The 22,398-nt window shown below is 41.6% G+C and carries 21 protein-coding genes; 20 read left to right on the forward strand and 1 reads right to left on the reverse strand.

Features of this window, described 5'->3' with window-relative positions; all coding sequences use genetic code 11:
* Positions 1-2 precede the first annotated feature (2 nt).
* From FD05_RS11200 to holA, 15 genes are all read left to right on the forward strand, one after another.
* On the forward strand, positions 3-980 hold the full coding sequence (locus FD05_RS11200) for an alpha-ketoacid dehydrogenase subunit beta (RefSeq protein WP_013727558.1): 978 nt from the start codon (positions 3-5) through the stop codon (positions 978-980).
* 35 nt (positions 981-1,015) lie between these two features.
* Entirely contained in the window at positions 1,016-2,353 is a 1,338-nt protein-coding gene (locus FD05_RS11205; RefSeq protein ID WP_020281893.1) for a 2-oxo acid dehydrogenase subunit E2, read from the forward strand.
* Positions 2,354-2,360: 7 nt separating this feature from the next.
* Positions 2,361-3,785, forward strand: coding sequence for a dihydrolipoyl dehydrogenase (gene lpdA / locus FD05_RS11210; RefSeq protein WP_020281894.1), 1,425 nt, complete (start codon positions 2,361-2,363; stop codon positions 3,783-3,785).
* 444 nt (positions 3,786-4,229) lie between these two features.
* Entirely contained in the window at positions 4,230-4,517 is a 288-nt protein-coding gene (locus tag FD05_RS11215) for a UPF0223 family protein (RefSeq protein WP_020281895.1), read from the forward strand.
* Position 4,518: 1 nt separating this feature from the next.
* On the forward strand, positions 4,519-5,298 hold the full coding sequence (locus FD05_RS11220; protein ID WP_020281896.1) for an inositol monophosphatase family protein: 780 nt from the start codon (positions 4,519-4,521) through the stop codon (positions 5,296-5,298).
* A 99-nt stretch (positions 5,299-5,397) separates the two neighbouring features.
* A complete protein-coding gene (gene typA, locus FD05_RS11225) occupies positions 5,398-7,245 on the forward strand; it encodes a translational GTPase TypA (protein ID WP_020281897.1) in 1,848 nt (615 codons plus the stop codon).
* A gap of 197 nt (positions 7,246-7,442) precedes the next feature.
* Positions 7,443-8,624 (forward strand): FtsW/RodA/SpoVE family cell cycle protein, encoded by a 1,182-nt coding sequence (locus tag FD05_RS11230; protein WP_039933266.1) that lies wholly within the window; start codon positions 7,443-7,445, stop codon positions 8,622-8,624.
* Between the two features lie 19 nt (positions 8,625-8,643).
* Positions 8,644-8,925, forward strand: a complete 282-nt coding sequence (locus FD05_RS11235) for a YlbG family protein (protein ID WP_020281899.1) — start codon at positions 8,644-8,646, stop codon at positions 8,923-8,925.
* A gap of 14 nt (positions 8,926-8,939) precedes the next feature.
* Entirely contained in the window at positions 8,940-9,506 is a 567-nt protein-coding gene (rsmD, locus tag FD05_RS11240) for a 16S rRNA (guanine(966)-N(2))-methyltransferase RsmD (protein WP_020281900.1), read from the forward strand.
* Positions 9,503-9,982 (forward strand): pantetheine-phosphate adenylyltransferase, encoded by a 480-nt coding sequence (gene coaD / locus FD05_RS11245; protein WP_020281901.1) that lies wholly within the window; start codon positions 9,503-9,505, stop codon positions 9,980-9,982. Before rsmD ends, coaD begins: the two co-directional genes overlap by 4 nt.
* 25 nt (positions 9,983-10,007) lie before the next feature.
* Positions 10,008-11,045 carry a SepM family pheromone-processing serine protease gene (locus tag FD05_RS11250; protein ID WP_020281902.1) on the forward strand — a complete coding sequence of 346 codons (1,038 nt, stop codon included), beginning with the start codon at positions 10,008-10,010 and terminating at the stop codon, positions 11,043-11,045.
* 71 nt (positions 11,046-11,116) lie between these two features.
* Positions 11,117-11,848 (forward strand): ComEA family DNA-binding protein, encoded by a 732-nt coding sequence (locus tag FD05_RS11255; RefSeq protein ID WP_020281903.1) that lies wholly within the window; start codon positions 11,117-11,119, stop codon positions 11,846-11,848.
* Positions 11,849-11,899: 51 nt separating this feature from the next.
* Positions 11,900-12,376 carry a ComE operon protein 2 gene (locus FD05_RS11260; protein ID WP_039933268.1) on the forward strand — a complete coding sequence of 159 codons (477 nt, stop codon included), beginning with the start codon at positions 11,900-11,902 and terminating at the stop codon, positions 12,374-12,376.
* Between the two features lie 47 nt (positions 12,377-12,423).
* Positions 12,424-14,628, forward strand: coding sequence for a DNA internalization-related competence protein ComEC/Rec2 (locus tag FD05_RS11265; RefSeq protein ID WP_235714316.1), 2,205 nt, complete (start codon positions 12,424-12,426; stop codon positions 14,626-14,628).
* The gene (gene holA, locus FD05_RS11270; protein ID WP_039933289.1) at positions 14,628-15,653 is read left to right on the forward strand and encodes a DNA polymerase III subunit delta; all 1,026 of its coding nucleotides are present in this window, start codon (positions 14,628-14,630) and stop codon (positions 15,651-15,653) included. Before FD05_RS11265 ends, holA begins: the two co-directional genes overlap by 1 nt.
* Before the next feature lie 95 nt (positions 15,654-15,748).
* Here holA and rpsT read toward each other — a convergent pair whose 3' ends face one another.
* On the reverse strand, positions 15,749-16,003 hold the full coding sequence (rpsT, locus tag FD05_RS11275; RefSeq protein ID WP_020281907.1) for a 30S ribosomal protein S20: 255 nt from the start codon (positions 16,001-16,003) through the stop codon (positions 15,749-15,751).
* Positions 16,004-16,249: 246 nt separating this feature from the next.
* Between rpsT and rpsO the strand changes: the two genes are divergently transcribed.
* The 5 genes from rpsO to tig all read left to right on the forward strand — a co-directional run bounded on the left by rpsO (position 16,250) and on the right by tig (position 22,267).
* Positions 16,250-16,519 carry a 30S ribosomal protein S15 gene (gene rpsO / locus FD05_RS11280; protein ID WP_020281908.1) on the forward strand — a complete coding sequence of 90 codons (270 nt, stop codon included), beginning with the start codon at positions 16,250-16,252 and terminating at the stop codon, positions 16,517-16,519.
* A 161-nt stretch (positions 16,520-16,680) separates the two neighbouring features.
* On the forward strand, positions 16,681-18,396 hold the full coding sequence (locus tag FD05_RS11285) for a ribonuclease J (RefSeq protein WP_020281909.1): 1,716 nt from the start codon (positions 16,681-16,683) through the stop codon (positions 18,394-18,396).
* Between the two features lie 69 nt (positions 18,397-18,465).
* Positions 18,466-19,395, forward strand: a complete 930-nt coding sequence (locus FD05_RS11290; RefSeq protein ID WP_020281910.1) for a tetratricopeptide repeat protein — start codon at positions 18,466-18,468, stop codon at positions 19,393-19,395.
* Between the two features lie 181 nt (positions 19,396-19,576).
* Positions 19,577-20,764, forward strand: coding sequence for an elongation factor Tu (gene tuf / locus FD05_RS11295; RefSeq protein ID WP_020281911.1), 1,188 nt, complete (start codon positions 19,577-19,579; stop codon positions 20,762-20,764).
* Positions 20,765-20,932: 168 nt separating this feature from the next.
* Entirely contained in the window at positions 20,933-22,267 is a 1,335-nt protein-coding gene (gene tig / locus FD05_RS11300; RefSeq protein WP_020281912.1) for a trigger factor, read from the forward strand.
* Positions 22,268-22,398: the final 131 nt, after the last annotated feature.

The following is a 22,398-nucleotide window of genomic DNA, read 5'->3' on the forward strand; positions in this document are numbered from 1 at the left end:
TCATGGCTAAAATGACATATATTAAAGCAATTACCAACGGACTTGACCAAGTATTACAAGACGATCCGAAGACTCTGATTTTTGGTGAAGATGTTGGTAAAAACGGTGGTGTGTTCCGTACGACTGAAGGGCTTCAAGATAAGTATGGTGAAGACCGAGTATTTGATACCCCACTTGCTGAATCAGGAATTTTAGGAATGTCAATCGGACTTGCATTAACCGGCTGGCGTCCAATCCCAGAAATTCAATTTATGGGATTCACAATGGAAGCTGTTGATTCTGTTGGCGGTCAAATGTCACGTAACCGGTTCCGTTTCTCAGGCGACGTCACAATGCCTATCACAATCAGAACCCCATTCGGTGGTGGTACCCATACTGCCGAACTTCACGGTGACTCACTTGAAAACTTGTTCATTGGGATCCCAGGATTACGTGTTGTAACACCTGCAAATCCTTATGATGCTAAAGGAATGGTAATCTCAGCCGTTGAAAATAACGACCCAGTATTATTCATGGAAAACCTGAAACTCTATCGTTCAATGAAGGATGAAGTTCCAGATGGCCATTACACTGTTCCCCTAGACAAGGCAAATGTTGTTCGTGAAGGATCTGACATTACCGTTGTTGCTTACAGTGCCGAAGTTAACGAAGCACTCAAAGTGGCAGATAAATTAGAAAAAGAGAACATCTCAGTTGAAGTTATTGACTTACGTTCATTATCACCAATTGACGATGAAACAATCTTTGCTTCAATCGACAAGACTCACAAAGTAGTTATCGCTCAAGAAGCACAAAAGATGGCTGGTGCCGGAGCAAAAGTTGCTTCAGACATCGCTGAAAACGACATTATGTCATTGGATGCACCAATTGGCCGTGTTTCTGCTCCTGACAGTATCTTCCCATTTGCTATGGCTGAAAATGATTGGCTTCCAAATGCTGATGATATCGAAGCTAAAGTACGAGAAATTTTGAACTACTAAAATTCTAATTTGTTACAGAAAGGAAGTTAGATCCCATGGCTTATAAGTTTAAACTACCAGAGATGGGAGAAGGAATTACTGAAGGTGAAATTGCTACCTGGGATGTAAAGGTTGGCGATACCGTCAAGGAAGACGATCCGTTAGTTGAAATTCAAAACGATAAGTCTGTCCAAGAAATGCCATCTCCAGTTGCCGGAACCATTAAGAGTATTGAAAAGCAGGAAGGAGAAACTGCTGAAAAGGGCGACGTTTTAGTTGTCATTGATGATGGATCTCCTGACGAACCTGATGATGCCGCTCCTGCAGCTGCACCAGCTAAGGAAGAAGCTGCTCCTGCACCTGCCGCTGAAGCCGCACCTGCTCCAGCTGCCGCACCAGCACCTGCCGCTGCTCCAGCCGCAGTTACTGCTGCACCAGCTGCTTCAAATCCAAACGCAATTGTAAAAGCGATGCCATCTGTCCGTCAATATGCACGTGACAAAGGTGTTGATATCACTGCTGTTCCTGCTACAGGAAATCATGGTCAGATTACCAAGGCTGACATTGACAACTTCAATCCAGCTGCTGCTCCAGCCGCACCTGCTGCTGCACCCGCAACTGCTCCTGCTGGCGAAGCAAAGGCCGCTGCCGGACAAGCCGTTGCACCTTGGAAATCAGACCAACCTGATCTTGAAACTCGTGAACCAATGTCACCAATGCGTAAGATCATTGCTAAAGCAATGCGTACGTCTAAAGACATTGCGCCTCACGTAACTTCATTTGATGATGTTGAAGTTAGTGCATTAATGGCTAACCGTAAGAAATACAAGCAAGCAGCTGCTGACCAAGATATTCATTTGACATTCTTACCTTACATTGTGAAGGCATTGGTTGCCGTTATGAAGAAATATCCTGAGTTCAACGCTTCAATCGATGACACCACCCAAGAAATTGTTTACAAACACTACTTCAATGTTGGTATCGCTACGAACACTGATCATGGCCTGTACGTACCAAACATTAAGAATGCTGATTCCAAGGGTATGTTTGAAATTGCTAAAGAAATTACCGACAACACTCAAGCTGCTTATGACAACAAGCTTGGCCCAGATACAATGAAGGGTGGTTCAATTACCATCAGTAACGTTGGATCAATTGGTGGTGGCTGGTTCACGCCAGTTATCAACCAACCTGAAGTTGCTATCTTAGGTGTTGGTAAGATTGCCAAGGAACCATATGTTGATCCAGAAGACGGCGAAATCAAAGTTGGCAATATGCTGAAACTTTCATTGAGCTACGATCACAGATTAATTGATGGTGCCCTTGCACAAAATGCTTTGAATTACATGAATCAATTGCTTCATGATCCAGCAATGCTGTTGATGGAAGGATGATCGAATAATGGCTGATGTTGAAAAGAAAGAAACAGTAATTATCGGAGCTGGCCCTGGTGGCTACGTTGCCGCAATCCGTGCATCCGAATTAGGACAAAAAGTAACACTGATTGAAAAATCAGATACACTTGGCGGTGTTTGTTTAAACGTTGGTTGTGTTCCTTCCAAAGCTTTGATCGCTGCTGGGCATCGTCTTCAAGAAGCTAACGATGCTTCGACTTATGGAATTACAACTCAACCAGCTACAATCGATTTTGCTAAAACGCAAGACTGGAAGCAAAAGAAGGTTGTTGACCGAATGACCAGTGGTGTTAAGATGCTGCTGAACAAACACAAGGTTGAAATTATTCATGGAGAAGCTGTTCTGGACAGTGATACTCAATTACGAGTAATGCCTACCGGACCGCAACAATTCATGAGTGCTGATACTGGAACGACCATTCAGTTTGACAACTTAATCATTGCCAGTGGTTCACATCCAATTGAAATTCCTGGATTCAAGTTTGATGGCCGAGTTGTTGACTCAACCGGTGGCTTGAACCTTCCAGAAATTCCAAAAGAATTCGTGGTTATCGGTGGAGGATACGTTGGAACCGAATTAGCTGGCGCATATGCCAACTTAGGTGCTCACGTAACCATTATCGAAGGCTTGGATTCAATCTTGAATGGATTCACTAAAGACATGGTTTCATTAGTTGTCAAGAACTTGAAGAAGAAGGGCGTTGATATTCATACCAGTGCCAAAGCAATTTCTTCAAGTCAGGATGACAACAGCGTTTCCGTGACGTACGAAGAAGATGGCAAACAAACAACCATCAAAGCTGACTACTGCATGGTAACTGTTGGTCGTCGTCCAAACACTGATGATCTTGGCTTGGAATACACCAAGGTTAAAGTTGACGATCATGGCATCGTGCAAACTGATATCCAAGGCAGAACTGATTCAGAACATATCTTCGCAATTGGGGATATTGCTTCAGGTCCTGCATTGGCTCATAAAGCATTCTTCCAAGGCAAGGTTGCTGCTGGCGCTATTTCCGGCAAGAACACTGCTAATGACTATGTTGGCGTTCCTGCGGTCTGCTTCTCAGATCCAGAAATCGCCGTTGTTGGTATGACTCAAGCACAAGCTAAAGATAAGGACATTGAAGTCTCAACTTCGAAGTTCCCATTTGCAGGTAATGCTCGTGCCGTATCACTTGACGAAGCTGACGGATTCGTTCGTTTGATCTTTACTAAAGATGATAAGACGATCGTCGGTGGTGAAATCGTTGGACCTGGTGCAAGTGATTTAGTTGCTGAATTAAGTTTGGCAGTTAATAGTCACATGAATGTTGAGGACATTGCCCTTACCATTCATCCACATCCAACCCTGAGCGAACCAGTTCAAGAAGCTGCAGATGTAGGTTTAGGATTCCCAACGCATATTTAAAGTGTGCGACGAGACCCGTTTAGGGCCTGGAGTACAAGGAAGAGTCGACAATGATGAACGTTTCTTGTTCATCGTTGCCGGCTTTTTCTTGTACAGTAGGGCCCTGGGTCGTCGGAGCATAGCTCAAATGGAAGTGTGCGACAAAGCCCGGGTTGACCCCGGAGTGTAATGCAAGAAAGTCGATGATGAACTTGTTCACCGTTGGCTTTTTTGTTTTACATGGCAGGGGTCAGGGCAGACATGCTAACAACATGAATTCTATGTAGTGTTTTTAACTTGATAGATCAAAAATAATTGCTGTCTCCAGTCCCTTGTTTGCATACTGTTATAAACAACGATCAAACTAATAACTGAAAAACTCCAACAACTTCGGCCTTTTCTGTTTCACAAAGTCGTCATGTATCATATAATAAAGTCAACGTAGTACTGATAGGAGTGAATGCAATGGCTGATGGGTATGAATACCCTTTGATTGACGGTTTGGGCGTTGATGAAATTATTGATGTCGTGAATTTTTTCCAGACAATTGAACAAGCGTATGAGCAATCTGCAGGTGTCAAACGAGCCGACTTTATCGATGCTTATCGAAAATTTCAACAGGTTGTGCCTGCCAAAATGGAGCAAAAACAGCTTGAAAGGGAATTTGAACACCGCTCGGGATATGATTCCTATCAAGTCATTAAGCTTTCTAAGGATGCACAGGCGGGAAATTTAAGCGTACACGAGGCATAGAATGGAAATTAACGAACTCAAAGAAATAGACAAAACAGTTAAAGGTTGGCTGCATGAATCGCGGGACAATGTTTTAAGAAAAATTGATACCAGGTTAAAAGTTGATACTAAAACCAGTCGACGCGACTTGGTTACTAATATTGACAAGCAAAACGAGAAGTTTTTGGTTGGCAAGATTCGTGAATTTGATCCGGATGCCAAAATTCTTGGCGAAGAGGGATTTGGCGATCAGGTGCATTCAACCGATGGCCGGATCTGGATTATCGATCCGATTGACGGCACCATGAATTTTGTTAAGCAGCGAAATCATTTTGCCATTATGATTGCCCTATATGAGGACGGCAAGGGTGTCCTTGGCTATGTCATGGACGTCATTGGCAAGCATTTGCTTTCTGGTGGCCCGGACTTAGGAGTGTTTGATAACGGGCATCCATTACCACCTGTTAAAGATACGTCTCTTAGAGAGGGACTCATTGGTCTTAGCGGACCGATGGTATTGCATAATGATTATAATATGGTAGACATTGCCCAACAGTCATTGGGAATGCGCATTTACGGCAGTGCTGGGATTGATATTATTTCTGTTCTCCGCGGTGAATTAGTTGGTTATATATCTTATCTGAAGCCTTGGGACTTTGGTGCTGGCAGAATTTTGTGTGAAACTGCCGGACTTAAGATGACAACTATTGACGGACGGCGGCTTGATGTGTTATCATCAACACCAGTATTGTTAGCAACACGAAATGCACATCAAGACATTCTTACAATCGTAAGTAAATGATCGGACTGTGACAGTTGTCACAGTTTTTTTATGCGAATAATTGTGAAATAGTATGATGTACAACATTCGGTTTGATTTAAATGAAGGGAAGCAAACGACTTGGATACTAAATTAAAAACACGCGACGACATTCGTAACATCGCCATTATTGCCCATGTTGACCACGGTAAGACGACTTTGGTTAACGAAATGTTAAAGCAGTCAGATACGCTTGATCAGCACGTACAAATTGAGGATCGAGCACTTGACTCGAACGCCATTGAACGTGAACGTGGAATTACCATTCTTTCAAAGAACACTGCCGTTCGATATGGCGACAAACAAATTAACATCTTGGATACCCCAGGACATGCGGACTTCGGTGGTGAAGTTGAGCGGATCATGCGAATGGTTGATGGCTGTTTACTTGTCGTTGATGCTTTCGAAGGTACGATGCCTCAGACTCGGTTCGTTTTGAAGAAAGCTCTTGAACAACACTTAACCCCAATCGTTGTGATTAACAAGGTTGACCGTGAAGGTGCTCGTCCAAAAGAAGTTGTGGACGAAGTTCTTGACTTATTCATCGAACTTGGTGCTGATGAAGAGCAACTTGATTTCCCTGTTGTTTATGCATCAGCTATGAACGGAACTTCAAGTTATGATCCTGATATTAGTAAGCAGGAACATACTATGAAGCCAATCTTTGACACCATTGTTAAAGACATTCCAGCTCCAATCGATAACTCTGACGAACCTCTTCAATTCCAAGTTGCAATGCTTGATTATAATGACTTCGTTGGTCGTATCGGAATTGGCCGGATCTTCCGTGGAACAATCAAAGTTGGTGACAGTGTTACTGTTATGAAGCTTGATGGTTCAAAACAGAATTTCCGTGTTACTAAATTAATGGGATTCTTCGGTTTGAAGAAAGAAGACATCGAGTCAGCCAAGGCGGGTGATTTGATCGCTGTTTCAGGAATGGAAGATATCAACGTCGGTGAAACTGTTGTTGACCCTAAGGATCCAGAACCACTTCCAATCCTTAGAATTGACGCACCAACTCTGCAAATGACCTTTGGTACCAACACTTCACCATTTGCTGGTCAAGACGGTAAGTTTGTAACTGCCCGTCAATTAGGTGATCGTTTGAAGCGTGAACTTCATACCGATGTTTCATTGCGTGTTGAAGACACCGACCAACCAGGTGCTTGGGTTGTTTCAGGCCGTGGTGAATTGCATTTGTCAATCTTGGTTGAAAACCTTCGTCGTGAAGGCTTTGAACTTCAAGCATCACGTCCAGAAGTTATCTATCGAGAAATCGATGGTACAATGTGCGAACCATTTGAATCCGTTCAAATCGATACTCCTGATGAGTATACTGGTTCAATCATCGATACGCTTTCACAACGTAAGGGTACAATGCAGAACATGGAAACAACTGATAATGGCCAAACTCGTTTGACATTCTTGGCACCATCACGTGGTTTGATTGGTTATTCAACTGAATTCCTTTCATTAACTCGTGGTTATGGTATCTTGAACCATACTTTCGAGAAGTACATGCCAGTTATCAAGGGCTGGAACCCTGGTCGTACTAAGGGTACCCTTGTTTCAATGAACGCCGGCAAAGCAACTACCTACGCAATGATGGGTATTGAAAGCCGTGGTACATTATTAATCGATCCAGGTACAGAAGTGTACGAAGGGATGATTGTTGGTGAAAATAACCGTGAGAACGATATCACAGTTAACATCACTAAAGGTAAGAACTTGACCAACGTCCGTGCTGCTGGTTCTGATGATATGGCCCGCATTAAGACACCTACTCATCTTTCACTTGAAGAATCACTTGAATTCTTGAATGAAGATGAATTGTGTGAAGTAACGCCTAACTTCATTCGTTTGAGAAAGAAGATTCTTAACTCAAACACTCGTGAAAAAGAAGCTAAGAAGAAGCGTCATAACTAAAATTAATTTTAAATATAAAGCCACAACCAGTCCGCCTTGGATTGATTGTGGCTTTTTGTGTTGGGTGAAAATAATCAATTCGTAAAACTTGTTAAATTCCACTAAACCTGTTAAGTAATCAGCAAATTCGAATTTTTAATTATGATATAATGTAGTTCGATGTACCTACATATAATTTGAAAAGTGGAGTTGGACCAATGGGGAAAGCACGTTTAAAAAATCTCGATTATGTAATATTTATTCCATATATTATCATGTCGATTATTGGGGTTGTGATGGTGTATTCTGCCAGCGCAAATATTGCGTTACAAAATGGTGGAAGCCCACTAAGCTATCTGATTAAGCAATTAATTTTTGTGATTATCAGTATTGTGATTGTGGCCGTGATGACGGCAATGAACATCAAATATTTACGCAAACCGGGATTCCTAAAATTCCTGCTCTACGCGTTTATCCTGGTGTTAATTGGCCTGTTAGTGGTCGGCAAAACTATCAATGGTGCCGCCGGCTGGATTCATCTTGGCCCAGTTAATATTCAACCTGCTGAATTCGTGAAGTTCTTCTTGATCATTTGGCTGGCAGATGTAATTGATAAGAGCCAACCCGAAATCACCCTGTCGTTTCGGAGTTGGTGGGATCAGATGAAATGGCCGTTATTCTTTACGGCAGTTTTAATTGCTTTGATTCTCAAGCAACCTGATTCCGGTGGTGCTGCCATTAATTTGGCAATTGCTTTTATCTTGTTTAATTGCAGTGGCTTTTCTTGGAAACGGGCACTGGGCGTGATCTATGGCTGTGTTGTGGCAGCATTTTTGGCGTTTGAATTCATTTTGGTGCCAATGGCAAAATCAGATTCATTTTCCAATTCATACCAGTTACAACGAATTGTGGCCTTCACCAATCCATTTGGTCATGCACAAGGGACCGGTCAACAGGTTGTTAATTCCTACTATGCCATTAGCAATGGTGGGTTGTTTGGGGTTGGTCTTGGTAACAGTGTTCAAAAGACCGGCTATTTACCGGAACCCAATACTGATTTCATTATGTCAATTTTGACAGAGGAACTGGGTGCCATCGCAGCATTCCTGGTATTGGCGCTGTTGGCAGTTATCATTTTACGAACTGTTCAAATCGGCGTCCGTAGCAATAATACCTATCAAAGTTTAGTCTGTTACGGTGTGGCAACATACATGAGCATTCAGACCTTCTTTAACATGGGTGGTGTACTGGGTGTCCTGCCAATTACTGGTGTGACATTTCCATTCATCAGTTATGGCGGATCAAGTATTCTGACCTTGTCCTTCTGTTTGGGGCTAGTGTTAAATATCAGTAGTCGCCAGCGAATGCAACGCCGGGCGCTAAAGGTCGCTAGAAAATAATATTTAAGGAGATGTCATCATGACATTAGATATTCAACCCACAACGGGCTTAATTGTTTATCTGCATTCAATTCGTCATTCCAGAAATCTGAAGTCATATGGGCGGCTCTATTACGTTTCTAAGCGCATGCGCTATGGCCTGATTTATGTGAATAAAGACGATGAAGAAGAAATCACTAAGAAATTATCTTCTCAGAATTATGTCAAACAAGTGGTTCCGTCACACTTGAATGAATTATTCCAAGAAGTGGAAGGCAAAACTGAATTGGATGACGACGATTCAATTGACGATGATTATTAAAGTTGAGGTAAACCATGAGAATTGTATCAGGTAAATATGGTGGGATTCGTTTAAACCCAGTCAAAAGTGATAAAACTCGGCCGACCACGGATAAAGTTAAAGAATCTTTGTTTAGCATGACCGGCCCATATTATCAGGGCGGGAGATTTCTGGATTTGTTTGCTGGGTCCGGAGCCGTTGGTATTGAGGCAGTTTCAAGAGGTATGGATCATGCTGTACTGGTGGACCGGCAATACCAAGCGATTAAGGCCATCAAGGAAAATATTGCCAAAATTCATGCTGAAGAACAATTTGAAGTCATCAAAGGTAACGCTGAGATGGTTTTAAAGCAACTTGCCGGTAATGGTGTTAAGTTTGACATGGTATTTCTGGACCCACCATACAAACTGCAGAAAATAGTGGCAACATTAGCCAACTTGAAGAATTTGGAGCTATTGAATGATGGCGCGGTGGTGATTTGTGAAACTGATAATCACACCGAATTACCGACGGATCTGGACGGTTTTCATTCGACCAGGCAAAAAAATTACGGACTGACCAATTTAACAATTTATGATTATCAAATGGGGAATGAACAATGACAAAAGCTTTATATGCGGGTAGTTTTGACCCGATCACCTTTGGGCACATTGATGTGATCGAACGTGCCAGCCGAATTTTTGACAAGGTATACGTTGCAATCAGTATTAATACGCATAAACATGCATTGTTTAGTGACGATGAGCGATCTGAGTTTGCTCGGGAAGCACTTAGTCAATTAAAAAATGTTGAAGTGGTGGTCTCAGAAGAGCTCACCGTTGAACTGGCACACAGTTTAGGTGCTTCTGTGTTGGTACGTGGCGTCCGTGGTGGGAGTGATTTGGATTCTGAAATGTCGATCGCTGGCCTCAATGAAAAGCTGGCTGCGGACATTCAAACGATTTTTATTCCAACAGCTGCAAACTATCGCGATCTGTCCTCCAGCATGATTAAAGAAATCGCCAAATTTCATGGCGATGTTTCCAAATTTGTCCCGGCACCGGTTGCAGGAGCCTTAACCGAAAAGTATCAACAATAAAATAGTATAAGAGAGTGGTGAGCTGATGAAGAAATGGTTTAAAAAATATTTAATTTGGTTTGCCATTTTACTTTTTGTGGCCATCGGTTTTTTGTGGCCGCTGCCAAATTACATCGAAGGACCCGGTGATGCGGCTAATTTGAGTAAAATTGTCAATATTAAAGGCCACCCGGACAAGCACAAGGGCCAATTCATGTTGATGTCGGTCAGCATTTCTCAGGCCCGGCCATTTACGTACCTTTATGCTAAGTTGAGTCCGTATTACTCAATTGAACCTGAAGAAGACGTCACCGGCGGACAGGACATGAAAGAATACAGCAAGGTCCAGCAGATCTACATGGATGGATCAATTAATAGTGCTATTTATACTGCCTATCACCAAGCTCACAAGGCAGTTAAGATCAAATATCGTGGGATTTATGTCATGAGTTTGATGAAGCACTCTAATTTTAAAAACAAGCTTAAAGTTGGTGACGTTGTGGTTGCCTTGGATGGGCGTCATTTTAAGAGCTCACTTGGGTTTATCAAATACGTCAAGCAGCAAAAATACGGCCAAAAGCTCACCGTCACATATAAGCGCAACGGTAAGTTGCATCAGGCAACCGCACCGCTTGGGATGATCGCTAAGAATCGGGCTGGGATCGGGATTACATTAACTGATGACGTTCAAGTTAAACCGCAGATTCCGATCAAAGTACATCCGGGACAAGTGGGTGGACCATCTGGTGGATTGATGTTTTCACTACAGATCTATAGCCAGTTAACGAACAAGAATCTCCGTCACGGACAAAAAGTTGCCGGTACGGGCACAGTTGATGGTTTAGGTAACGTCGGCGAAATTGGTGGTATCGACAAAAAAGTGATCACTGCCAAAAAGCATGGTGCCAAGATTTTCCTGGCCCCATATGTTAAGCCAACTAAAACCATTTTGAAATATGAAGAAAATCATCAGACTAATTATCAAATGGCCAAAGCCACAGCGAAGAAGTATGCACCGTCGATGAAGGTTATTCCTGTCAAGACGTTTGCCCAGGCAGTTTCGGTGTTAGAGAAAACGAAATAATCAGATTTTGAAAAAGGATTAGATAATCTAATCCTTTTTTTCGTATATACATGTTAGAAGGGAGGTACAGCATGGATAGGATACGTGAGTTTATTGATGAATATCTATATCAAATATTAATTGGTTTAGTTGCGATTATTGTGATTTTTATGTTCGTGATTGGTGGCATGCTGGTTGGCAAGGGTGACGACGTTTCGTCAGCTGATGATCAAGTTGCGATTGAAAATTCCAGCAGCCAATCTGAAGCAGCTTCAGTTTCTCAGTCCGCCTCATCCGAACAACCGAAACAGGTTGCTGCCGGTTCAAATCAGCAGATGTATGTCGATGTGAAAGGGGCAGTCAAGAATCCTGGTGTGTATCAGGTCAGTGCCAATATGCGAGTTGTTGATGCAATTGATTTGGCAGGTGGTTATAATCGTTCCGCGGACAAAAAGAAAATCAATTTGGCTCAAAAATTGACAGATCAACAGGTAATTTATGTACCCATTCGAGGTGAGAAAGGGACACCGGTTACCTCAACCGTCGCTGCGAGCCCAACACCTGCGGAAACCACACCAGATGCTTCGGCAGATAGTGCTGCACCGGCAGCTGATGGGGCAACCGGCACCCCGCAACAGATTAATTTAAATACGGCTGATAAGACGAAGCTCCAAGAGTTGACTGGGATCGGTGATAAAAAAGCTGATCAAATCATCGCTTACCGTCAGGCCCACGGCCAATTTAAAAATATTGAAGAGCTCAAAGATGTCCCCGGATTTGGGGATAAAACATTTGCCAACCTGAAATCTTCAATTTGTGTATAGCCCAAATGGTGAATTTGAGATATGATTTACACCAGAGAAGGTGGAATTCAAATGGATAAGCGAATTAAGTGGGACCAATATTTTATGATGCAGGCTGTTTTATTGGCTTCAAGGAGCACGTGTGAACGATTATCCGTTGGCGCGGTAATTGTGAGAGATAAGCGGATCATCGCTGGTGGCTATAACGGATCAGTAGCTGGAGACGACCACTGTATTGATGTTGGCTGTTATTTGGAAGACGGGCATTGCGTCAGAACCATTCACGCAGAGATGAACGCCATTCTTCAGTGTGCCAAATTTGGCGAAAGTACTGACAATGCCGAAATTTATGTGACCGATTTTCCATGTCTTCAGTGCACCAAAATGCTGCTGCAAGCCGGAATTACCAAGATTAACTATTTGCGAAACTACCATAATAATGATTACGCACAAAAATTGATTAGTTTGAAAAATATTGAATTGAACAAAATTAAATTGACTCAAGCCGATATGGATAGAGTGCCATTCGGATCCTATTTATCTGACTAGTTATTAATAAAAATTGGCTGATTTTTCCTGCAAGCGCCATGCTTTTAATGAGCATGATCATTTACGGAAATGCTTGGATTGGTGTCTGCCTGATGGGGTTACTGGTTCTACGAATTTTCTTCTTACGGGATTCTCAAGCCCTGATAGGTTCGATTATGGCGGTGTTGATGTTTGCTTGCGGCTGTTGGCTCACTCATCAGTGTATGACGCCTTTAACGGGCCAAAAAACGTATGAAGTCAAAATCTACCCAGATGTCGCTAAAGTGAACGGGGCTAGTTTGAGCTTCATTGCTCATCCTGAAGGCGTGAAGCAGAAGATGGTGTTCTACGCCAGGCTGAGGGATAAGGGCCAGCAGCGACAGGTAGTCGACGGTGATCAGCCCATCAGGGTTAAAGTTACCGGGAAATTCTCGGATTTTCTGCCAGCAACTAACATCAATCAATTTGACATGGAAAAATATTATCATCATCAGAAAATCCAAAATTGTTTCGTAGCAGAAAGCTTGAGCTTCATCGGCGTTCCAAATAGGTTCTCAATGATTGATCGAATTCATATGCTTCGTTCGAAGTTCAACCAATACTGTGGTCACTTGCCCAAAACGTTGAGTTTATACGCGACTGGACTGATTAGTGGTTATCGGCCGAATAATTTTTTTGATGAGATGACTGGCGTGAAGAAGCTTGGGCTCCTTCATATATTCAGTATTTCGGGGATGCACGTCGCCTATTTTCTATCAATTGTTGACCAATTGATGGTGTGGATGGGGTTGTCAAAACTTAAGAAGGCAGTGATTTCGATTGTCTTTTTGGGTGGCTACTTTATCTTTTCTGGTGGTTCCCCTGGGTTGTTAAGAGCGGTGATCATGGCAATCATCGGCATTATCAACCGTTTATTCAAACTCGGCTTTTCCCAGCTCGACGTTTGGAGCGGATCGTTGATAATCAACTTGCTCATTTTACCTGAAGCGATGTTTTTAATGGGGGTTCAGTTGAGCTATGGGCTGTCTTTGGGACTCATTGCCTCAGAAAAGTTATCCTATTTCAAGCAGACCATTTTGTTAAACTTACTCACAGTCCCAATTTTGTTATTTCACATTTATGAATGGCACTTTTTAAGCGTGGCGGTTAATCTCATTGTATTGCCGTTTTTTGGCAAGGTGATTTTTCCGGCTGTGATTATCGGTGTTATTTGTGGGTTGTTGGCCATGGGGCTGACGATTCCTATTGATGCATTTTTACAGGTGTTCAACGATGGTTTAAATGCAATCAGCAAATTGCCTGGGATGATCGTTTTTGGTAAGCCAACGCTGCTGGTAGTTATCATCATGCTGATATTGACCATTCTTTTGACACTGGTCGATAAACGATCTGTGAAAGGAATTGTTATCTTACTATCAACTGTCTATCTGGCAACGTTTGCTTGGATTCACTTCCCGTTGCACGGTGAAGTCACAATGTTTGATATTGGGCAGGGTGACAGCTTTTTGATTCGAGAACCCTTTAATCGGACAGTTACGATGATTGATACCGGTGGCAAAGTTCAATTCAACAGCGAGCCTTGGCAAAAAGGAACTCAGGATTACCAGGCTAAACGCTTATCGATCAATTATTTAAAGAGTATTGGAATTTCAAAAATCGACAATATGTGTGTCAGTCACCAAGATGCTGACCACTGTGGTGATTTGCCGGCATTTATTGAGGAAATGAAGATCGATAGGATTATTATTCCGCTGGGGATGGACAAGAATCCTGGTTTTATGGAAAGAATTTCAGGTCGCAGTCACAATACGAAGTTGTTGTGCGTGAACGATGAGATGCGGGTGGCTAATTTGCCCGCCCAAATTTATCATCCATATTTGGCAGGCAAGGGTGAAAATCACGATTCAATGGTGTTAGGTGCCAATAAAGGCGGTTTAAGTTGGTTGTTTACCGGTGATTTGGACCGTCCAGGGGAACTGGATACAATTGCCAGACACCCGGGCTTGTCCGCTGATGTATTAAAGGTTGGCCATCACGGCAGTAAAACCTCATCAGATCCCCAGTTTGTTTCGGCGGTGAAGCCAAAAATTGCGTTGATTTCTGCTGGCCGAAATAATCGTTATGGTCATCCAAACGATGAAACACTGGTGACGTTGAAGCAACACAATGTCAAGATTTTTAATACCCAAAAACACGGTATGGTAAGATATATTTATCGCAACAATACGGGACATTTTGAAACGGCTTTAGACGGTCATGAAGGGAACGTATGATGAATTATTCTCAGTTAATGCAACAGTTGAATAAAGGTACAACTAACCCAGTCTATCTAATTCTGGGCGACCAAGAATATCTTTCTCAACAAATTAAAGATGCTTTTGTCCAAATCATTCCTGATAGTGAACGCTCAATGAATATCGGCAACTATGATATGGAGGACACAACCATTTCTGCGGCAGTTGAAGATGCCATTTCGGTGCCGTTTTTTGGGGAACGCCGACTGGTAATGGTTAACCGACCGTACTTTCTGACAGGGATGCGAACGAAATCCAAGGTTGAACAAAATATTGATGATTTCTTGGAGTACTTGAAACATCCAGAAGAATCGACGATCATGGTGATTTTTGCGCCATATGATAAATTGGATTCACGCAAAAAAGTTACTAAGGCGTTAAAAAAAGTTGCCACAACCATTGAAATTGGCAAACTGCGCGAAAATGAAATTAAAAAGCTGGTCACTGACAAAATTAACTCGGCTGGTTTTCAAATCAATCCGGATGCTTTGGATCGGATGGTCGAATTGACTGGTGGTAAGCTCACGTCCATGATGAGTGACCTCCCAAAGCTGCTTTTGTACAACAATGATACTAAAGTGATTGATCTTGAATCAGTCAACGGACTGGTTAGTCGTTCAATGGAACAAAATGTATTTGATTTGGTGAACAGTGTCCTGCAAAAGAATCCCAAACAATCGATGGATATTTATCATCAGTTAATTTTGGAAAATGATGAGCCAATTCGGATTAATGCCGTCTTGATTCAGCAATTCCGGTTGCTGTTGCAGGTGATGATTCTGCAAAAACATGGTTATTCCCAAGGGAATTTGGCATCAACTCTCAAAGTTCATCCATACCGAGTGAAGTTGGCAATGCAGACTGTTAGAAAATTTAGCTATGGCCAATTGAGGGATGCTTACATCGGTTTGGTGGATACCGAACGTCAAATGAAATCGACGCGACGGCCGCCAGAATTACTATTCGAGTTATTTGTATTGAAATTTATGAAAAGTGTTGGATAAACGAAAAACAGGAGCAAAGACTGCCATGCCGCAGACTTGCTCCTGTTTTTGAGTACAAAAAAAGTTGTTAGACTAACTAACAACTAGGAAAGAAACTATTTAGCTAATTTTGAAGTTAAACGTGACTTGTCACGAGCAGCTTTGTTAGCTTTAATTAAGCCCTTTGATTTTGCGCGATCAATTGCGCTGATTGCGTTAATGTATAAATCTTTTGCGTCGTCAGAACCGGCAACTTGTGCCTTCTGGAACTTCTTAACTGCGGTACGGTATGCACTCAATTGAGCAGCATTACGACGTTGTGCTTTTTCATTAGTTTTAACACGTTCGATAGCAGATTTGATAATTGGCATTTGACTCACCTCCGAGTATTTTTCTAAGTAAAAATTATTAAATTTCAACAAGCATCATTATACAAAAACCAGCGGACGATTGCAACCCAAACCACTAATGAATATCAGCAATAGGCTTGTATTTATTACGAAAAACCGTTATACTATTTTTTGTGTGTTGTACAAGACCTTCGACTTAGTTTGTCGGGTACCACTTCCGCATACTCAGTTGTTGGCGTCAAAAAAATAAAAAGGTGGTTATATATCATGGCAATTACACAAACTAAGAAAAACGAAATTATCAACAAATTTGCTCGTCACGAAGGCGATACCGGTTCAGCAGAGGTTCAAATCGCTGTTTTGACCGCAGATATCAACGAACTTAACGAACATATGCGTACTCATCGTAAAGATTACCATTCACAACGTGGACTTATGAAGAAGATTGGTCATCGTCGTAACTTGTTGGCATACTTACGTGACAACGACGTTACTCGTTACCGTCAATTGATCAAAGACCTTGGTCTTCGTCGTTAATATTAACATTTTGAGAACGGATTGGATCCGTTCTTTTTTTATACATATATTTAAGAAAGCACAATCTTTTTTGAAAAATTCGGTTTCAACAAAAAATATGTTAAACTAAAAGAAGCTGAAAACGAACGTAAAAAAGAACAAATTAATTTTTGAGGTGAATCATGAAAAACGAAATAAAAGTAATGGCGATTGGTGGCGCCCGCGAGAATGGCAAGAACATGTACGCGGTCGATATTAATGGCGGTATTTATATTTTAGACTGCGGCCTAAAATATCCTGAAAATGAATTATTAGGAATCGATGTTGTTATTCCCGACTTTAGCTGGCTTGAAGAAAACAAGGATCGAATTGTGGGTGTCTTCTTAACCCACGGACATGCAGATTCAATCGGGGCAATCTCATACTTTCTAAGTAAGTTTGACGTTCCGGTCTTTGGTTCTGAGATGACAATTGAACTTGCCAAGATCAATGTGTCCGATTCTCAGGAAATCAAGAGCTTTGATGATTTTCACGTTGTCAGTGATCGAAGCGAAATTGACTTTGACGATATTAAGGTCACTTTCTTCAAGACGACCCATTCAATCCCTGGTTCTTTGGGAATTGCGCTGCACACATCTGATGGAATTATCGTCTACACCGGCGATTTCAAATTTGACCAAACCGCAGCACCAATTTATCAAACTAACTATTCAGCGTTAACTCAACTTGGTGATGAGGGCGTTTTGGCGTTACTTGATGATTCAAGCAATGCTGAGAATCCCAAGCCCAGTGCATCTGAGAAAAAGATTGCTGAATATATCGATGATACATTTAACTATCAAAACAGCCGAATTATTGTTGCCGGTGTTGCCTCCAACATTTTAAGAATGCAACAGGTCTTCAACGCCGCCGCAAAGACTGGCCGGAGAGTCTATTTGACGGGTCATGATTTGGAACGAATTGTGAAAACTGCCATGGGTTTGAACACCCTCAAGCTGCCTGAAGATAATCTCTTAATTGATTCGTTGGATGAATTGAAAAAGATGGCACCAGACAAGGTCGTGATCATTCAGACCGGTAAAATGGGCGAGCCTATCAAAGCAATCCAACGTATGGCCAATAAAGAGCAGAGTGACATTAACATTGAACCCGGCGATTTGGTATTCATCACGACGACACCATCTACTGCTATGGAAACGACGGTCGCAAAGACTCGTGATATGGTTTACCGTGCGGATGGCGAAGTTAAGATGATTTCTGATGAGATGAATTCGTCCGGAGATGCCAGTCAGTCAGATTTGCAGCTGTTAATGAATTTGTTGCATCCCAAGTACGTGATTCCGGTTCAAGGCGAATATCGGTTGTTGGAAGCCAATGCCCAACTAGCTAAAGAGATTGGTTATACTGATGATCAAATTGTGATTCCTGCCAAAGGGGATGTCATTTCGATTTCAAAGGATGATATTCATTTGGGCAAGGGCGTCGATCTCGCTGACACCATGATTGATGGTATCGGGATTGGTGATATCGGAAATATCGTTCTTCGTGATCGGAAAGTCTTATCTGAAGACGGAATTTTTGTTGCAGTTGTCACGATTGACCGTAAGAAGAAACGGATTGTTTCCAGTCCCAAGCTGACTTCAAGAGGATTTGTTTACGTTAAAGCAAACAAAGATTTAATGAAAGATGCCGCGGGAATCATTGAAAAGACGGTTACCAATAACCTTGAACACAAAGAGTTTGATTGGAGCAACCTCAAGCAGGATGTTCGAGAAGACCTGAGTGATTATCTTTACAAACAAACTAAGCGACGCCCAGTGATTCTGCCAGTTATAATGGAAGTTAATCAACACCACAAGCGTTCAAAGAAAAAGCAAAAAGCAACTGAAAAAAATTAGCTCACAAGACGGGTAATTCATTGATTTGAATTGCTCGTTTTCTGTAACTTGATTGTTGAGGAGGAAAGCATGGCTGAGATGACAAAAAATGATCGGGTCATTTTATTGAGTGCCAAAGAGGACTTTCAGGATGGGCGATATAACCAGGTGATCAATAAAACAGAGCATTTACTGGAAAAATATCCGCAATCTTTGGAACTTAACGATTTATATGCGATTGCACTGTATGCTTTAAAAAGATATCCTGAGGCCTTTAAAATTGTCGAGGAATTTGCCGATGAATTAATGGCTCAACCTAAGTATCAAGAACACTTACTGAAAATTTTTTTGTCGAATCATTTGTTCATGTTGGCAAGAGAAGTGCTGGCACAGGCATCTGAGAGGGCTGCTGTGAGGTGGCAAGGACAAATTAACCAAGCAGAAGACGCATTTCGCGCCACCGGTCCGGCAGACTTGGCAGCACAAACTCGCAAGTTTGCCTATCTGGGAGCATTGCCAGTCGAACAGCAGGTCCACGAAGTCAAATCTGCACTTAAGTTGCCACTAAGAGAATATGTTTCGGCTGCGAAAACAATTTTGAGCGATGCATTTGGATGGCAGGTTTCAAAAACGCAAGTATTATTACAACTGATGAAAGTCCAGGTTTCTGAAAACGTCGATTTCGTATGGCTTGATGGACAAACTCATACCATAAGCACGGACGAATTAAAACCATTGGAGGAATCAGTCACTTTTGTTGATGTGCTGCAGAAAGTTGAACAAAAATTTGCTGCTGATGATCCAATTAAGCTGGAATTGCTTGAAAAGGAACTATTCACACAAAGTAATTATATTTACCCATATTTTGATAGGGTGATTACCAATCCGAGCTTTTGGGCAACCGCAATTATCGCCCAATCCTTTGGTGAACCGGTATCCGCAAAGGGCCCTGAGGAGAAGCAGATGTTATCGTGGATTGACCAAATTCATAACCAAGAGATTAAAATTGGTCTCATATAACTAAATTATTTTCGGAAAATGGAGGGAATCTGTTTACAAACAATTCTAGTATCGATATAATACTTAAGGATTCTTCGAAAATTGACTACTTTGTCTTTTCCAGAAGATGTAGTATAATAACACTTAGAAATGCATTGATGCGAATTGATGTAATTCTTGAAAACAACAGGAGGTTTCATTAATGGCAAAAGAACATTATGAAAGAACAAAACCCCATGTAAATATTGGTACTATTGGCCATATTGATCATGGGAAAACTACTTTGACTGCTGCTATCACTAAAGTATTGGCTTCAAAGGGTCTCGCTAAGGCTGAAGACTATGCTGATATCGATGCAGCTCCAGAGGAACGTGAACGTGGTATAACTATCAACACTGCTCACGTGGAATACGAAACTGAAAAGCGTCACTATGCCCATATCGATGCCCCAGGACATGCTGATTACATTAAAAACATGATCACTGGTGCCGCTCAAATGGATGGTGCTATTTTGGTTGTTGCCGCAACTGATGGCCCAATGCCACAAACTCGTGAACATATCTTACTTGCTCATCAAGTTGGTGTTGATTACATCGTTGTATTCTTAAACAAGACTGATTTAGTTGATGATGACGAATTAGTTGACTTGGTTGAGATGGAAGTTCGTGAATTACTTTCTGAATACGATTATCCTGGTGATGATATTCCTGTTCTCCGTGGTTCAGCTCTTAAAGCACTTGAGGGCGACAAGGAACAAGAACAAGTTATCCTTGACTTAATGGATGTTGTTGATGAATACATTCCAACTCCAGAACGTGACGACAGCAAACCATTCTTGATGCCAGTTGAAGATGTCTTCACTATCACTGGTCGTGGTACTGTTGCATCTGGCCGTATCGATCGTGGTACTGTTAAAGTCGGTGACGAAGTTGAAATCGTTGGTTTGAGTGATCAACCATTGAAGTCAACTGTTACTGGTTTGGAAATGTTCCGTAAGACATTGGATCAAGGTCAAGCCGGAGATAACGTTGGTGTTCTTCTTCGTGGTATCGACCGTGACCAAGTTGTCCGTGGACAAGTTCTTGCTGCTCCTGGTTCAATCCAGACCCACAAGAAGTTCGAAGGTCAAGTTTATATCTTGACTAAAGAAGAAGGTGGCCGTCATACGCCATTCTTCTCAAACTACCGTCCACAATTCTACTTCCATACTACCGATGTTACCGGTGTTATCGAATTGGAAAAGGGCGTAGAAATGGTTATGCCTGGTGATAACGTTACATTCCAAGTTGAATTAACTAAGCCAGTTGCCATTGAAAAAGGTACTAAGTTCACCATCCGTGAAGGTGGCCATACTGTTGGTGCCGGTGTTGTTAGTGACGTTAATGACTAGTTTCATTCGTTAAGAACACACTAAAGCTGTGAGGATACTTCCTCACAGCTTTTTTTATGATTTGATAAATTTGAAATTAATTTTACATTTTATGATTAATACGTTAAAATAACAATGTTATGCAATTATGAAATTGTAAAAAATTCTTTTGGTCTCGGAGGAAAAACGATGTCTGCAAAATGGGAAAAGAAAGGTACCAATGATGGCGAATTAACATTCGAAATCGGTACAGATTCAATTAAATCAGGTTTAGATCGCGCATTTAAAAAGAACAAGAACAGTATTCGTGTGCCTGGATTCCGTAAAGGAAAGGTTCCACGTCAGATTTTTACTAAGATGTATGGTGAGGAAGCATTGTATGAAGATGCCCTCAACATTCTGTTACCTGACGAATACCAAAAAGCTGTTGAAGATACTAAGATTGAGCCAGTTGACCAACCTAAAATCAACGTTGAGTCAATGGAAAAAGGCAAGCCTTGGGTTATCAAAGCTAACGTTACCGTTAAGCCAGAAGTTAAGCTTGGCGACTACAAGGGCTTAAGTGTTCCTAAGCAAAACACCCGCGTTTATCAAAAAGACGTTGATGCTGAACTTGAAAAGAAACGTGAAAGCCAAGCTGAATTGGTTCTCAAAGAAGGCAAAGCTGCTGAAAAGGGCGATACTGTTGTTATCGACTTTAAAGGAACTGTTGACGGTAAGCCATTTGATGGTGGTAGTGCCGAAAACCATTCACTCGAATTGGGCTCAAACTCATTCATTCCAGGCTTTGAAGATCAATTAATTGGTCATAAAGCTGGCGATGAAGTTGAAGTTAAGGTTACATTCCCTAAAGATTATCAAGCTAAAGATTTAGCTAATAAGGATGCAATCTTCAAGACTAAGATTCATGAAGTTAAGACAAAGGAATTACCTAAGTTAGATGATGACTTTGCCAAGGATGTTGACGAAGATGTTGACAGCCTTGATGAATTGAAGGAAAAGATCAAAGAAGATCTCAAGAATCAAAAGAAGAGTGAAGCTCGTGACGCAATCGAAGATGCTGCAATCAGTGAAGCTACCGACAACGCCGAAGTTAAAGACATTCCTCAACCAATGATTGACGAAGATATTCAACGTCAAATGGATCAATATCTTGCAGGTATGCAACAACAAGGTATCAACCAAGATATGTACTTCCAGTTGACTGGTACTAAACCAGAAGACCTTAAGAAGCAATTTGCTGACGGCGCTGAGAAACGGGTTAAGACTAACTTAGTTCTTGAAGCAATCGTTGCCGCTGAAAAGATCGAACCATCAGAAGACGATGTTAAGGCAGAAGTTAAGAACCTTGCCAAACAATATGGTATGAAGGAAGACGCTGTTCGCAGTGCCTTGACTGACGACATGTTGAAACATGATATCGCAATCAAACAAGCAATTGATATGATTGTTGATTCTTCAAAGCAAGACGCTAAAGCCAAATCAACTGAAAAAGATTCAAAAGAAACCAGTTCAGAAAAATAGTTTTCTGCTCAATTAAAAGACCCGTTATTTTGACGGGTCTTTTTTTAAGGACAATGCCTATTAATTGCAATTTGCATATGATATGTTAAAGTTACTCTTAGTTGATTATTACTAATTGTATTTAAAGTCCA

Source organism: Lentilactobacillus otakiensis DSM 19908 = JCM 15040, from assembly GCF_001434145.1.
In the GTDB taxonomy this organism is placed as follows: Bacteria; Bacillota; Bacilli; order Lactobacillales; family Lactobacillaceae; genus Lentilactobacillus; species Lentilactobacillus otakiensis.

Coding starts and splice junctions, on each gene's coding strand:
- FD05_RS11200 (WP_013727558.1), top strand. CDS start 3: ATGGCTAAAATGACATATATTAAAGCAATTACCAACGGACTTGACCAA.
- FD05_RS11205 (WP_020281893.1), top strand. CDS start 1,016: ATGGCTTATAAGTTTAAACTACCAGAGATGGGAGAAGGAATTACTGAA.
- lpdA (WP_020281894.1), top strand. CDS start 2,361: ATGGCTGATGTTGAAAAGAAAGAAACAGTAATTATCGGAGCTGGCCCT.
- FD05_RS11215 (WP_020281895.1), top strand. CDS start 4,230: ATGGCTGATGGGTATGAATACCCTTTGATTGACGGTTTGGGCGTTGAT.
- FD05_RS11220 (WP_020281896.1), top strand. CDS start 4,519: ATGGAAATTAACGAACTCAAAGAAATAGACAAAACAGTTAAAGGTTGG.
- FD05_RS11230 (WP_039933266.1), top strand. CDS start 7,443: ATGGGGAAAGCACGTTTAAAAAATCTCGATTATGTAATATTTATTCCA.
- FD05_RS11235 (WP_020281899.1), top strand. CDS start 8,644: ATGACATTAGATATTCAACCCACAACGGGCTTAATTGTTTATCTGCAT.
- rsmD (WP_020281900.1), top strand. CDS start 8,940: ATGAGAATTGTATCAGGTAAATATGGTGGGATTCGTTTAAACCCAGTC.
- coaD (WP_020281901.1), top strand. CDS start 9,503: ATGACAAAAGCTTTATATGCGGGTAGTTTTGACCCGATCACCTTTGGG.
- FD05_RS11250 (WP_020281902.1), top strand. CDS start 10,008: ATGAAGAAATGGTTTAAAAAATATTTAATTTGGTTTGCCATTTTACTT.
- FD05_RS11255 (WP_020281903.1), top strand. CDS start 11,117: ATGGATAGGATACGTGAGTTTATTGATGAATATCTATATCAAATATTA.
- FD05_RS11260 (WP_039933268.1), top strand. CDS start 11,900: ATGGATAAGCGAATTAAGTGGGACCAATATTTTATGATGCAGGCTGTT.
- FD05_RS11265 (WP_235714316.1), top strand. CDS start 12,424: ATGAGCATGATCATTTACGGAAATGCTTGGATTGGTGTCTGCCTGATG.
- holA (WP_039933289.1), top strand. CDS start 14,628: ATGAATTATTCTCAGTTAATGCAACAGTTGAATAAAGGTACAACTAAC.
- rpsT (WP_020281907.1), bottom strand. CDS start 16,003: ATGCCAATTATCAAATCTGCTATCGAACGTGTTAAAACTAATGAAAAA.
- rpsO (WP_020281908.1), top strand. CDS start 16,250: ATGGCAATTACACAAACTAAGAAAAACGAAATTATCAACAAATTTGCT.
- FD05_RS11285 (WP_020281909.1), top strand. CDS start 16,681: ATGAAAAACGAAATAAAAGTAATGGCGATTGGTGGCGCCCGCGAGAAT.
- FD05_RS11290 (WP_020281910.1), top strand. CDS start 18,466: ATGGCTGAGATGACAAAAAATGATCGGGTCATTTTATTGAGTGCCAAA.
- tuf (WP_020281911.1), top strand. CDS start 19,577: ATGGCAAAAGAACATTATGAAAGAACAAAACCCCATGTAAATATTGGT.
- tig (WP_020281912.1), top strand. CDS start 20,933: ATGTCTGCAAAATGGGAAAAGAAAGGTACCAATGATGGCGAATTAACA.